Origin of the sequence: Paucibacter hankyongi (assembly GCF_037482915.1) — a bacterium.
Lineage (GTDB): Bacteria > Pseudomonadota > Gammaproteobacteria > Burkholderiales > Burkholderiaceae_C > Paucibacter_A > Paucibacter_A hankyongi.
This window is the reverse complement of record NZ_JBBHJX010000009.1, coordinates 1-13,543: the sequence shown is the minus strand read 5'-3', so window position 1 is coordinate 13,543 and position 13,543 is coordinate 1. Positions and strand designations below refer to the sequence as shown.

The 13,543-nt window shown below is 64.4% G+C and carries 10 protein-coding genes; 7 read left to right on the top strand and 3 right to left on the bottom strand.

All coding sequences use genetic code 11. The features are described 5' to 3' along the window. Positions 1-100 precede the first annotated feature (100 nt). On the top strand, positions 101-2,128 hold the full coding sequence (locus tag WG899_RS14115) for a methyl-accepting chemotaxis protein (RefSeq protein WP_339596292.1): 2,028 nt from the start codon (positions 101-103) through the stop codon (positions 2,126-2,128). A gap of 25 nt (positions 2,129-2,153) precedes the next feature. On the opposite strand, the gene WG899_RS14110 is transcribed toward WG899_RS14115, so the two are convergent. Then, positions 2,154-3,920 carry a helix-turn-helix transcriptional regulator gene (locus WG899_RS14110; protein WP_339596291.1) on the bottom strand — a complete coding sequence of 589 codons (1,767 nt, stop codon included), beginning with the start codon at positions 3,918-3,920 and terminating at the stop codon, positions 2,154-2,156. A 226-nt stretch (positions 3,921-4,146) separates the two neighbouring features. Between WG899_RS14110 and WG899_RS14105 the strand changes: the two genes are divergently transcribed. Then, positions 4,147-5,559 carry an MATE family efflux transporter gene (locus WG899_RS14105; RefSeq protein ID WP_339596290.1) on the top strand — a complete coding sequence of 471 codons (1,413 nt, stop codon included), beginning with the start codon at positions 4,147-4,149 and terminating at the stop codon, positions 5,557-5,559. 7 nt (positions 5,560-5,566) lie between these two features. On the opposite strand, the gene WG899_RS14100 is transcribed toward WG899_RS14105, so the two are convergent. Both WG899_RS14100 and WG899_RS14095 read right to left on the bottom strand, forming a co-directional pair. After that, entirely contained in the window at positions 5,567-6,142 is a 576-nt protein-coding gene (locus WG899_RS14100; RefSeq protein WP_339596289.1) for a GGDEF domain-containing protein, read from the bottom strand. Between the two features lie 88 nt (positions 6,143-6,230). After that, complete coding sequence (locus WG899_RS14095; protein WP_339596288.1) at positions 6,231-7,094, bottom strand: LysR substrate-binding domain-containing protein; 864 nt, start codon at positions 7,092-7,094, stop codon at positions 6,231-6,233. 167 nt (positions 7,095-7,261) lie between these two features. Here WG899_RS14095 and WG899_RS14090 point away from each other — a divergent pair, with 167 nt between their 5' ends. The 5 genes from WG899_RS14090 (at position 7,262) to phnX (ending at position 13,272) form a co-directional block, all read left to right on the top strand. Continuing rightward, positions 7,262-8,296 (top strand): putative 2-aminoethylphosphonate ABC transporter substrate-binding protein, encoded by a 1,035-nt coding sequence (locus WG899_RS14090; RefSeq protein WP_339596287.1) that lies wholly within the window; start codon positions 7,262-7,264, stop codon positions 8,294-8,296. Positions 8,297-8,415: 119 nt separating this feature from the next. Beyond that, positions 8,416-9,525 (top strand): ABC transporter ATP-binding protein, encoded by a 1,110-nt coding sequence (locus WG899_RS14085; protein WP_339596286.1) that lies wholly within the window; start codon positions 8,416-8,418, stop codon positions 9,523-9,525. Further along, positions 9,522-11,258 carry a putative 2-aminoethylphosphonate ABC transporter permease subunit gene (locus WG899_RS14080; protein WP_339596285.1) on the top strand — a complete coding sequence of 579 codons (1,737 nt, stop codon included), beginning with the start codon at positions 9,522-9,524 and terminating at the stop codon, positions 11,256-11,258. Before WG899_RS14085 ends, WG899_RS14080 begins: the two co-directional genes overlap by 4 nt. A gap of 43 nt (positions 11,259-11,301) precedes the next feature. Next, positions 11,302-12,417, top strand: coding sequence for a TIGR03364 family FAD-dependent oxidoreductase (locus tag WG899_RS14075; protein WP_339596284.1), 1,116 nt, complete (start codon positions 11,302-11,304; stop codon positions 12,415-12,417). Between the two features lie 33 nt (positions 12,418-12,450). Continuing rightward, entirely contained in the window at positions 12,451-13,272 is an 822-nt protein-coding gene (gene phnX, locus WG899_RS14070; protein WP_339596283.1) for a phosphonoacetaldehyde hydrolase, read from the top strand. Positions 13,273-13,543: the final 271 nt, after the last annotated feature.

Genomic DNA, 13,543 nt, shown 5'->3' with positions numbered 1-13,543 from the left:
TTGACCGAACCCTGCACGCCCGACGGCTCTTCAAAGCCTTGGCGTGCCCATGTCCGCGCCGCTGGCGCAGGCCATGCCTTGCCAGAGAAATGCTTTGAATATGAGTTACCTGCCTGCTACCGGCTCCACTTTTCATGCCGAACTCCGCGCCAGCTTGAATGCCGATACCTCCGCCGCTGCGCCCGACCTTGCTGCACGCCAGCCGCATGCCAGTCTGGCGCGCCGCGTGGCCTTGGCGGGCGGATTGGGCGTTGCCGCCTTGATCGGCTTGACCTGCCTTGTATTGAGCTTGCAGAGCACACAGGTCGAACGTGAACGCGCGGCCCAACTCGCCGCCAGCGAGGCTTCCGCGGTGGCCCGCATGGCCGACTCCTTCGACAACAGCGCACGCCTGATGGTGGACCGCTTCTACAACACTTTCGCCACCGACTTCAAAGGCAGCTTCAGCCTGCAGGGCGCTAACGATGGCGGCGCGGAATTGCTGTTTGAGGGCCAAAAAATGGCCGGCAACTTTGAGGCGGTAGACCGCTTCAGCCGCAACACCGGCGGTGCCGCCACCATCTTTATGCGCAAGGGCGATGACTTCCTGCGCATCAGCACCTCGCTGAAGAAAGAGAACGGCGAGCGCGCCGTGGGTACCTTGCTGGGCACGGCGCACCCGGCCTACCGCAAACTGATGGAAGGGCAGGCTTTTGTCGGCAAGGCCGTGCTGTTCGGCAAGCCCTTCATGAACCATTACCAACCGATCAAGGACGCCAGCGGTGCGGTGATCGGCATCTTGTTCGTCGGTTTTGATACCAGCGAGTTCCAGCAGTCTTTGAGCAAGCTGAGCGAGAGCGTCAAGCTGTTTGAAACCGGCGGTGTCTATTTGGTGGACCCAAGCGGCGCCAAGGGCCGGCCGCTGTTCAAGGTGCATCCGAGCCTGGCCGGTAAGCCGGTGGCCGAGGTGGACGCTGCGGCCGACGCCTTCATGACCGATTTGTTCCAAAAACCCGAGGGCTTCATGGCCAAGGCGCCGGCCCTGTTGAACAAGGCCAATGACGACGCCTGGGTGGTGGCGCGTCGCAGCGAGGCGACCGGCTTGTGGGTGGTGGCCGAGGTGTCCGATCGTCAAGCGCTGCGTCAGCACTGGAGTGATCTGCGCATGTTGTGGCTGACCCTGGGTCTGGCCAGCATGGTGCTGGCCATCGGCCTGTGGTGGCTGTTGCGCCGCTGGGTCGGTGCGCCGCTGGCCTTGTTGAACGCCGCAGTGACCCGTGTCGCCGGGGGAGACCTGTCGGCGCCGGTGCGGACCTTGCGCCACGATGATTTGGGCGTTTTGGCCGGCAATGTGGAGCGCATGCGCCGGCAGTTGGCACAAACCATTGGTTCGGTGCGCATGGCCACCGACGGAATTTCCACCGCCAGCGCCCAAGTTGCAGCGGGCAGCCAGGACCTGTCGGGTCGCACCGAGAGCGGCGCCAGCAGCTTGCAGCAGATCGCCAGTTCCATCGAGCAATTGACCGGTGCGGTCAGCCAGACCGCTGAGGCCGCACGTTCGGCCACTGCTTTGGCGGTGACGGCCAATCACGCCGCCGAGCAGGGCGGCGAAGTGATGCAGCAGATGATGATGAAGATGGACGACATCAACGTCGCCAGCCGCAAGATCGGCGAGGTCATCGGCACCATCGATGCGATCGCGTTCCAGACCAATATTTTGGCGCTGAATGCGGCGGTGGAAGCGGCGCGAGCCGGGGAGCAGGGCCGTGGCTTTGCGGTGGTAGCCAAGGAAGTGCGCAGCCTGGCGCAGCATTGCGCCGAGTCGGCGCGTGAGATCAAGGGCCTGATCGGCGGCAGCGTCGACTGCGTGGACTCGGGTCTGAAGCTGGTGCAAACCGCCGGCCGATCGATGCAAGACATCGTCAGCAGCATCGCCCGCGTCAATGCCGTGGTGCTGGAGATCAACGCCGCCACCAGCGAGCAGCGCAGCGGCATCGGTGAAGTCAATGCGGCCATCAGCGACTTGGACAACAGCACCCAGCAAAACGCGGCGCTGGTGGAGGAAAGCACCGCCGCAGCGGAGAGCCTGCGCGCTCAGGCGCAGGGTTTGGCCGAAATGGTCAGCAGCTTTCGTTTGCAGAAGGTCTGAAGACCCGTCGCTGCGAGGTCTTGGCTCAGCGCCGCCGTCGCACCAGTTGCACCGCCTCCGCGCGCGAGCCCAGGCCTAACTTGCTATAGGCGCGGTTGATGTGGGTCTTGACGGTGGCGACCGAGACAAACAACTGCGCAGCGATTTGCTCATTGCTGAGCGGCTCGCCGATCAGTCGCAACACTTGCCATTCGCGCAGCGTCAGGCCGAGCGGCGGCACATCAGGGCTTGGGTTGGCTTCGTCGCCGTTATCGGGTGCGGCGGGCTTGTCCGCCGCCGCCGGTGCTTCCAACTGCAGCAGATGGAGCAAGTCATTTGCATGATCGCGTGCGCGTCGGTGGTGGACGATGGCCGGCGTGCTCAGCAGCGCATTCAGCGGGCCGATCAGCTTGGGCGCCAGCCACAGCACATCCATTTCGGACGGCTCTTCTTCGTCCAGCCACTGGCGCAGCGCCAACAGATCCGGTGCCGGCGAGCCCAAGGCTTGAATCAGCTGTAAACGCCGCCACAACAAGGCCAGCGGGCGGGCCTGCAGTTCGGCGCCGAGGACTTGCAACCGCTCGGTCGGCCAGGGGCGCGCCGCCAACAGGGCAGCGCCGGCCTGTAGCACCAAGCGTTCCAACTCGTACAAACTGGCGGTCTCGGCCGGCCTGGCTGCGCCGGCCTCAGCCAAGCTCAGCAAGGCCGGCAGTTCATGGCGCTGCGCGGCCAGCCAGGTCTGTGCGTGCAAGAGCCGGTTGCGCCACTTGAAGCAGTAAAAGGTCTTGCGCTCGCGCGCCTCCAAGTCACGCAGCACAGACGCCGCAGCCTCGGTGCGCCCCTCGGCCAAGGCCTGCATCGCTTGCTCCAGCAACTGGGGGAAGGCGAGATAGTCCTGCTCGGGCCAGGGGGCGTCGAGCGGCCGCAGACCGTGTTCTTGGCGCAGGCGCTGGGCTTCCTGGGCGTACAGCTGCGCGGGGGCGGGCAGGTCTTGTTGCACATGTTGCTCGGCCAGCGCCTGCAGCGCGTCAATTTGCAAGAGCGTGGCCTTGTCGCGGCTCGCGCCCTTCAAGGCCGCGCTCAGTGGGGCAATCGATTCCTGTGGGCGGCCGGCCTCCAACAGGGCCAGGCCCAAGGTGTAGCGAGCCAGCAGGGCGGGTGGGCTCAGATCGTTGGGAAAGGCCTCGACGGCGATCTTGGCCTGCGAGATGGCGCGCGGCGCTTGGTCAAACATTTGTGCGATACGGGCCTGCAGCGTGGCGCGCAGCGCCGGGCTCAGCCCGGGTGCCGCTTGCAGCACCCGCTCGACCGAATGCGGTTCGCCCGCGACTTCTATGGTCCAGATAAAGCGCAGGCCCAGCAATTCACCCTCTTGCAAGCGCGGGTGCAACTGATTGAGGGCCAAGAACTTGCCGACCAGCGCGCGCGCCGGGCTGTAGAACAACCACCAACCGGCGCTCTCCAGCAGGTCGAGTTGCATATCGGGCCGGCCGTGGCTCAGCAGCAACTCGGCGGCGCGAATGGTTTGGCCGGAGTTCAAAAACAGCCGCACCGCGCGGGTCAGCAAGTCTTCATCGACCGGAGTGGGGTTGGCGGCGGCCTCGGTTGCAAAGTCGGTGGCGCTAGCGATCTGCCCCAGCGCCGCCTCGATGTCCCGCGGCGTTTGCGTCAGCAGGGCGGCCAGGGTCAGCGTGTCGAGCGGCCCCAGCAACTGCTGCGCCGCACGCAGGCGCGCGGGCAGGGCGCTACGAGCGTCGGTTGCGGTGAAAGCTGCGGGCTCGGCGATTCGATGGACGGGCGAACTTGGATTCATGCGGGGGAGTGGACAGGCGGGCTCGGCTCAATCCACTGCGGGGGTGGACGCTGCGGCAGGGCACAGTTGCAACAATAGCGCTTGCGTCTCGCAGTCTACGTGGTGGCTGTCGCTTCCGGCCCACGGGCGGCGGCCCGCTTTGTTGCTCAACGGCTGCCTTGTTGTTCCTCTTTGCAGTTCGGCTGCTGCCGGCGGCGCGTTTCTTTCTTGCCCTTGTTGAATGCCGATGCCCAAGTCTGCCTTGTCCCGCGCCCAGCCCTCAAGCCCTCCCGCGCCCAAGTTGCTGGGCCTGGCCTGGCCCTTGTTCATGGAGTTGTGGCTGGCGATTGCGCTCGGTCTGGTCGGCACGGCTTTGGCTGCACGCATTTCGGACGCCTCGGCAGGCGGTTTCGCCTTGGCCAATCAACTCGCCGGCACACTGTTCATCTTGTTTCGCGTGATTGGCGCGGGCGTCAGCGTGGTGCTGACGCAGAGTCTGGGCGCGGGTCGCCGCGACGCGGCCGACGCAGTGGCGCGCGCGGTGCTGGGCGCCAGCAGTTGGATCGGGCTCATCACCGCGCTGGCGGCCTTGTTGGCGGCTGGACCTTTGCTGCGGCTTTTGAATGCGCCGATCGAGGTCTTGCCTTTGGCTCTGCCTTTTCTGCAAGCGCTGGCACCGGCCTTGTTGTTGGATGCCTGGAATGCGTCGATGTCGGCCGTCATGCGCGCGCATCTGCGCAGCCGCGAGGCCTTGATGGTGGTGGTGGTGATGCAGCTCACGCACCTGGGCTTGGCCTTGCCCTTGATGCTGGGCTGGGGGCCGCTGCAAGCGCTGGGCATTCCAGCTTTAGGTCTTCCCGGTTATGCGGTGGCGCTGACCCTGAGCCGCGCCCTGGGCTTGAGTCTGCATCTGATGCTGTGGCGCAGCCGCTTGGGCCTGCGGCCGCTGGCCAGCGATTGGTGGCGGCTGCCGCGCGCTGAGCTCGGCGCGGTGCTGCACATCGGCCTGCCGGGCGCGGCCGAGAACATTGCCTACCGCCTGGCCTTCATGGTCAGCGTGGGCGTGGCCGGTTTGCTGGGCGCTACCGCGCTGGCGACGCAGGCCTATGCCTTGCAGCTGATGGGTTTTGTGATGATGTTTGGCATCGCCACCGGCTTTGCGGTGGAGATCGTGGTCGGCCACATGATTGGTGCCGGCCGCCTGCATGCGGCGCATCAATTGGTGCGGCGGGCGCTGGGGCGGGGCTTGGTGGTCAGTGTGTTGGTGGCGCTAGCGGCGGCCCTGGCCGGGCCGCATTTGATGGCACTCTTCACCGCAGACCCGGCCATCATCCGGGCGGGCTGTCAGCTCTTGTGGTTGACCGTTTTGCTCGAGCCGGGCCGCACCTTCAATCTGGTGGTGATCAATGCCTTGCGTGCCGCTGGCGATGCGCGTTACCCGGTGATGGCCGGGGCGGCGTCGATGTTGCTGGTTTTGGCGGGCGGCAGCTGGCTCTTGGCCATCTATTTCGATCTGGGCGTGCAAGGCTTGTGGATCGCCTATGCCTTGGATGAGTGGATTCGCGGCCTCTTGATGTGGCGGCGCTGGGCCAGTCATGCTTGGGTGCCGCATGCAAGGGCGGCGGGCCGTCGCTTGCGGCAACGGCCCGTGTCAAGCTAGCTTTGCTTCAGTCTTGGCTGGGCCAAACGCCCGGCTGCACATCAAAGCGCGGGTACCAATCCGACGGCAGGCTGCCGGCCCAAACGCGGTTGTGGTGCGGCTGCAAGCGCTTCTTGCCAAAGGTCATGCGGGCATCGGCCAGCGAGAGCAGGCTGGTGGCGCTCCAGTCGGTGCCGGGCGGGCTGGCCGCAGCACCGAGGGTGACGGTGATGGGGTTGGGTCCGGCGAGGCTGGCAAATTCGCTTTCGACCTCGCCACGCAGTGCCTCGGCTTGGTCCACCGCCCCTTGCAGGTCGGTGGCGGGCAGCAGCATGACGAACTCATCGCCGCCCAGATGGGCCAGGCTGGCACCGGCCGGCAGGCGGGCGCTGAGCAACTGCGCCACGCGAATCAAGACTTCCTTGGCCTTGGCCGAGCCCTGGTCATCCAAGTAGGCTTTGAAGTGGTCAAGATCAAAAGTCAGCGCAGCCAGCGGCTGGCCGGCGGCGCGTGCCGCGTTGGCGGCTGCTTCCATCTGGCTCTGCAGCGCATGGCGATCCAGCAGGCCGTTCAGCTCAAGTTTGTCGGCGATCAGATTGGGCATTGAGCACTCCATTCAGGGACACGAGTCCATAGTATGCAGGCCGGGGCCAATTGGCACGCTCCAAATCCCGCAGTTTTCTGAACTTGGATCAAGTCGGTGGCTGGCAGGCGGCCAAAAAGGTCTCGATCAGGCGCGAGTCACGCCGGTCCTTTAGGCAGTACAGGTATTCGCGCACCAGCGGCACCTCGCCTTCAAAGCGCAGCACCCGCAGCTCCGGGTGATCACAGACCTCGTTGGCGGCAAAGATGCTGACACCCATCTGCCGGATCACCGCCTCGCGCAGTGCCTCGCGGCTGGCGATTTCCATGCTGGTGATGGGGTGGACCTGTGCCTCGGACAGCATCTGCTCGGTCAGTTGGCGCGTCATCGAACCACGCTCTCGCATCAGCAAAACACAGCCGCTCAAATCACTCAAGGCGACCGTCTTGCGCCTTGCCAGCGGGTGCTCGCGATGCACCACCAAGGCCAAGGGGTCGGCGCCCAGCTCGATGTGGTGCAGGCGGGCGTCGGTCTCCAGATGCGAGGAGGTGGCGATATCGACCCGGTACTCTTGCAGGGCGTCGATCATCTGGCGCGAATTGCCGGCGCCGATGCTGATCTCCACTTGCGGGTAGCGCTGGCGGTAGCGCTGCACGATGTCCAGCACATAGTAGGGCGCGGTCGCACCGATGCGCAGGCTGCCTCTTTGCAGCTCACCGGCATTGCGCAGCGCAAATTCGAGGTCGATCTCTTGCTGCAGCAGTTGGTGCACGCGCGGCATCAACTGCACGCCGGCGTCGCTGATCAAGAGGCGTCCGCCTTCGCGACGGAACAGTTCGACGCCGTAATGCTCTTCCAAGGCGCGGATCTGCGTGGTCACGGTCGGCTGGCTCAAGCCCAGGTGCTTGGCGGCCAGCGTCACGCTACCCAGCCGCGCGACGGTGAAAAACGCCTTCAGCTGGGTCACCAGCATGGCAAGTCCTTCGGGCAGGGACGCAAACCTGCCAATACCTGATTTTTGAAATTTGCGTCAACTGACGCCTTGCATTCATGGCCCATCCCTACAGTTTCGCTGATCCCAAGGCATGGCCGAAGCCGGCCGTGCGTGGAGCGAATGACCCCTAAACCCCTGGAGCTGTGATGCGTCAAAAATTCCTGAAGCCCCTGTGCGCTGTGCTGGGCCTGTCGGCCCTGATCCTGGGCCAAGCCTGGGCTCAAGGCAAAACCGAGTTGTTGGTCTATTCCGCCTTGGAAGCCGACCAGATCAAGGCCTACAAGGCCGCTTTCGAAGCCGACAACCCCAGCATCGAGCTGAAGTTTGTGCGCGAGTCCACCGGCATCATCACCGCCCGCCTGCTGGCCGAAAAAGCCAACCCGCAAGCCGACGCGGTCTGGGGCCTGGCCGCTACCTCGCTGATGCTGCTGGACAAAGAAGGCATGTTGCAGCCTTACGCCCCCAAGGGCCTGGAACAAGTGCGCGCCACGATGCGTGACCCGCGTGCTCAACCGACCTGGGTGGGCATGGACTTGTGGTCGTCGGCTGTGTGCTTCAACACGGTGGAAGCCGAAAAGCGCAAGCTGCCCAAGCCGACCAGCTGGGCCGACCTGACGCAGCCGGTCTACAAAGGCACGGTCATCATGCCGCATCCGGCCTCCAGCGGCACCGGCTTCCTGATGGTGTCGGCCTGGCTGCAAAGCATGGGCGAGGCCAAGGGCTGGGCCTTCATGGACGCGCTGCACCAGAACATCGGCAGCTACACCCACAGCGGCTCCAAGCCTTGCCGCCAGGCCGGCGCCGGTGAGTTCCCGGTCGGCCTGAGCTTTGACTACCGCGCCAACAAGACCAAGAAGGATGGCGCGCCCATCGACATCATCTTCCCCAAGGAAGGCTTGGGCTGGGATGTGGAAGCCACGGCCATCTTCAAGACCAGCAAGAAGCAAGACGCCGCCAAGGCGCTGGCGGATTGGGCCGTGACCAAGAAGGCCAATGAGCTCTATGCCGGCAACTTCGCCGTGCTGGCCCTGCCGCAGGTGCAAGAGCGTCTGGAGTTTGTGCCTTCCGACATCGAAAAGCTGCTGGTCAAGAACGACTTCAACTGGGCCGCGAGCAACCGCGACCGCATCTTGACCGAATGGGCCAAGCGCTACGAAGGCAAGGCTGAACCGAAGAAGTGAGGGAGTGAGAGGGTTGGGGCGCCGGGAGATGTGGCCTTACGCCACATCGGGCCCGGCGCCCTTGGCCTTTGATTGCAGCCACTCACCTTTCCTGCGCCACCCACAGAAGAAGAACACCCATGCTCTCGGTACAACACATCACCAAACGCTATGGCGCCCAGCCGGTGTTGCGCGGCATTGCGCTTGAAGTGGCGCAAGGTGAATTCATCAGCTTGCTGGGCCCCTCGGGCTGCGGCAAGACCACGCTGCTGCGCATTCTGTGCGGCATCGAAACCCCCGACACCGGCAGAATTCATTTGCAGGGCCGCGACATCACTGCCTTGGCCGCCTCACAGCGGCGCTTTGGCGTGGTGTTCCAGTCCTATGCCCTGTTCCCGAATTTGAGCGTGCTGGACAACGTGGCCTACGGCCTGCAGGCCATGAAGCGCCCGCAGCAAGAAGCGCGCGCGCTGGAGATGCTCTCGCTGGTGGGTCTGGCTGAGCAATCGCGCAAGTTCCCGGCCCAGCTCTCCGGTGGCCAGCAGCAACGGGTGGCGCTGGCGCGAGCCCTGGCGCCGCAGCCGCCGCTGCTCTTGCTGGATGAACCTTTATCGGCCCTGGACGCCCAGGTCCGCGTCGGCCTGCGGGCCGAAATTCGCCGTCTGCAAAAGCAGTTAGGCATCACCACCATCATGGTGACGCACGACCAGGATGAAGCGCTTTCCATGTCGGATCGGGTGGTGGTAATGCACCAAGGTCAGATTGAACAAGCCGGTACGCCGCAGCAGCTGTACGCCCGCCCGCGTACGCCTTTTGTGGCCGGCTTTGTTGGCAAGATGAACCTCTTACAAGCCCTGGTGACCGGCGCTGGCCGTGCCCGTGTCGGCCAGCATGAGCTGCGCTGCGAGGTGGACGAATTCAAGACTGGCAGCCCCTTGCTGTTGGGCCTGCGGCCCGAGGCCATCGTCTTGCGCCCCGAGGCCTGTGACTTTGAGGCGCCGCCCTATGGCGCCAGCAATACCGTGAAGGGGCAGGTGCAAGAGGCTGTGTTCCTCGGGCCCTGCACCTTGCTGCGCCTGCGTTGCGAGGCCTTGGGCGACGTGGTCTTGGAGGTGGAACTCTCAACCTCCCGCGATGCGAGCTTGCCCGAATGGTTGGGCCTGGGTTCGCGTCAGTCGGTGCTGGTGGACCTGCCGCCGCAGGCCATTCGTGGCTTGGCTCAGCCACTGTCGATGTTGAGGGCGGCATGAGCGCAGTCTTGGATCGCTCGTTGCTGGTGCCCGCTGCCAAGCCCACATGGGCGGCCAGCTGGACGCTCTGGCGTGAGCGCGCGCCGCTGGCTTTGCTTTTAGGCCTGGGGCTGCTGCTGCTCTTGTTGTCGATTGCCTTGCCGGTCGGCAGTCTCTTGACGCTGAGCTTCTTTGACGCAGAGGGCCGCTTTGTCGGTATCGCCAATTTTGTTCAATATGCGGCCAGCCCCAATGTCGGTCGCTCGCTATTCAACAGCTTGTGGCTGTCGGGCCTGAGTGCGCTGATCAGTGTCAGCCTCGCTTATGTCTACGCCTATGCCTTGACGCAAACCTGCATGCCAGGGCGGCGCTTGTTTCGCGCCTTGGCCTTGCTGCCGGTCTTGGCGCCTTCGCTCTTGATGGCCATCAGCCTGATTTATCTGTTTGGTAATCAGGGCTTGCTCAAGCCTTGGCTGCAGATGCTGCCGGGCTTTGAGAGCATTTACGGCCCCTCGGGCATCGTTATCGGCTCGGTGCTCTGGACCTTGCCGCATGCGCTGCTGATTCTTTTGACGGCGCTGGGCACCAGCGATGGTCGCCTGCATGAGGCTGCCGCCAGCCTGGGCGCCAGCCGTTGGCGCATCTTCCGCACCGTGACCCTGCCGGCCAGCCGCTACGGTCTCTTGATCTCGCTGGTGGTGGTGTTTGTGATGGTGCTGACCGACTTTGGCGTGCCCAAGGTGATTGGCGGCAACACCCAGATGCTGGCCACCGACATCTACAAACAAGTGGTGGGCCAGCAGCGCCTGCAAATGGGCGCGGTGGTCGCGCTGGCCTTGCTCTTGCCTGCGGTGGCGGCTTTCTTTGTGGAGCAGCGCCTGCGTCGCTCGCAGGGTGCTGCGCTGACGGTGCGCGCAGTGCCTTATCAGCCCGCGCCCTCCAAATGGCTGGACGGCAGCCTGCTGCTGTTTTGCAGCCTGATCGCCTTGCTCTTGCTGGGCGTGATGGCCGTGGCGGTGTTCGCGGCCTTGGCGACTTATTGGCCTTACAACTTGCAGCTTTCGCTGAACAACTTCCGCTTTGACATGATGGATGGCGGCGGCTGGGCCAGCTATGGCAACTCGATCAAGATGGCCTTGTCTTGCGCGGTGTTGGGCGCGGTCTTGAGTTTCTTCACGGCCTATTTGGTGGAAAAGCCGCGCCGTTTTGCGGCCGCTCGCAGCCTGCTCAATGCGATTGCCAGCCTGCCGATGGCGGTGCCGGGCTTGGCGCTGGGCCTGGGCTACATCATGTTTTTCAATGCGTCCTGGAATCCGCTGCATGGGCTTTACGGAACTTTGAGTTTGCTGGTCATCTGCACCGTGGCGCATTTTTATTCGGTGGCGCACATCACCCAGCTCTCGGCCCTGCGCCAGCTGGACCCGGAGTATGAGCTGGTGGCTGAGTCCTTGGGCGTGCCTTTCTGGCGCACGCTGTGGCGGGTGCATCTGCCGGTCAGCTTGCCCACGCTGATGCAGGTGGCGGGCTACTTCTTCGTCAATGCCTTGACCACCGTGTCGGCCGTGGTGTTTTTGTACTCGCCCGAGACCACCTTGGCTTCGGTGGCGGTGCTGGCCATGGACGACGCCGGTGATATCGGCCCGGCCGCGGCCATGGCGGTCCTGATCTTCGTCACCGCCGCGGTGGGGCGCTTGCTGATCGGCTTGCTGGAGGCCTTGTTGGTCAGCAAGACCCAGGCCTGGCGCGCGCGCTGAAGCTCTGTTTGATCCCTTTCTTTTTGACACTGAAAAATAGAAAATGAAGTACGACTTGATCGTGGTGGGCGCCGGCATCGTCGGCCTGGCCCATGCCTATGCAGCGGCCAAGCAGGGCCTCAAGGTGCTGGTGCTGGAGCGCGACGCGGCCTGCGTGGGCGCCTCGATCCGCAACTTCGGCTTTGTCACCGTGACCGGCCAGAAGGCCGGCGCTAGCTGGGGCCGTGCGCGCCGCTCGCGCGAGGTCTGGGCCGAGGTCGCGCCGCAGGCCGGCATCGAAGTGGTGCACAGCGGCCTGTATCTGGCCGCCGAGCGCGAGGAAGCGCATGCAGTGCTGCAAGCCTTTATGGACACCGAGATGGCTCAGGGTTGCGAATTGCTGAGCCCGAGCGATGCGCAGCTGCGCGCCGGCGGCGTGCTGCATGCCGATGCCTTGCAAAGCGTGCTCTACAGCCCGCATGAGTTGCGCGTCGAGTCGCGCACCGCCATCCCGCGCCTGACCAGCTGGCTGGCCGCCGCTCATGGCGTGGAGTTCCGCTTTGGCGAGAGCGTTTTGTCGGTGCAGACCCCGCATGTGCAAAGCTCGCGCGGCAGCTATCAGGCCGAGCGCGTGGTGGTCTGCGCCGGTGCCGAGCTGAATGGCTTGTTTGCCACGTCTTGGACGCCACATCAGCTGCGCCTGTGCCAGCTGCAAATGCTGCGCGTGCGCCCGGAGGCCGGCTTCAAGCTGCCCGGCTCGGTGATGGGGGATTTGAGTTTGGTGCGTTACGAGGGCTATTCGGAGTTGCCCGAAGCCCAGGCCTTGCGTGCGCGCATGGAAGCCGAGGAGGGCGCCAGCTTGTCCCATGGCATTCACCTGATCGTGGTGCAAAGCGCCGATGGTTCCTTGGTGGTGGGCGACTCGCACCACTACGGCCCGGTGCTGCCGCCTTTTGCCTCCGAGGACGTGGATGCATTGATCCTGCGTCATCTGCGCTCGACGCTGCAGCTGCGCGAAGCGGTGGTGACCGAGCGCTGGGTCGGCACCTACCCTTCATCCTTGACGGAGCCTTGCCTGGTGGAGACCCCGGCGCCCGCGACCCGTTTGGTCACCGTCACCAGCGGCACCGGCGCCAGCACCGCCTTTGGCCTGGCCGAAGAAGTCTTTGCCGCCTGGTAAATCTCGCATCCAAGAAGAAAGAACAGTTCAAGCATGAGCACCGAAAACAAGAACTCTTTGCAAGCCGTCGTTTTTGATTGGGCCGGCACCATCATTGACTTTGGCAGCCAAGCCCCGATGGGCGCCTTTGTCCAACTTTTTGCCCGTTATGGCGTGGAGATCAGCATTGCCGAAGCGCGGGTACCCATGGGCTTGGCCAAGTGGGACCATATCCACGCCCTGGGCAATCAGCCGCAGATCGCCGCGCGCTGGCTGGCTCGCCACGGCCGCGCTTTCTCCAACGCCGACTGCGATGAGTTGTATGAGGTCTTCACCCCGATGAACCAGGAAAGCGTCAAGCAACATGCGACGCTGATTCCCGGAGCCCTGGAAACCGTCGACGCCTTGCGCGAGCGCGGCCTGAAGATTGGCTCAACCACAGGCTACAACCGCCCCATCATGGAGGTGGTGGCGCCCTTGGCTGCCGTCCAAGGCTATGTGCCCGACAACCTGGTTTGTGCTGGCGACATGGCCAGCGCAAGACCTGGCCCTTTGATGATGGTGCGCACACTGTCGGATCTAGGCGTTTGGCCGCCCAGCAGCGTGGTCAAGGTGGATGACACCGTGCCCGGTCTGCAAGAAGGCCGAGCCGTTGGCGCCTGGGTGGTGGGTCTGGCCATCACCGGCAACACCTTGGGTTTGAGCGAAGCGGAATGGGCAGCTTTGCCTGCCGAGCGCCAAGCCGAGTTGCGCGAACAAGCGACCCAGGAATTGCTGGCCGGTGGCGCGCATTTTGTGATTGATGGCGTGCATCAACTCTTGCCGCTGATCGATGAGATCGAGCGGCGTTTGGCGGCTGGGGAGCGGCCGGAGTAAGTTCTCGGTTCGCTGTTCTTTTGGACGGCTTGCGCGGAGGGACTGCAGCCCGGGCCGCTGACGGGCTCATGGCTCGGGCTGCAGTGCGCTTGCATGGCCAGCGATGTGTCTTGCCTCGTAGCGATAGCCAAACCCGCAGGCGGCCCGGCCCGATGACGGGCGATTTGTGCCCGGCCGACGGCGCAGCGGAGTGGGTCAGGCGCGCGCAGCGCGCATCAACTTCTGACTTGGCGGCACTTGTTTGAGCGCAGTGAGCTTCAGCGAACGAAGC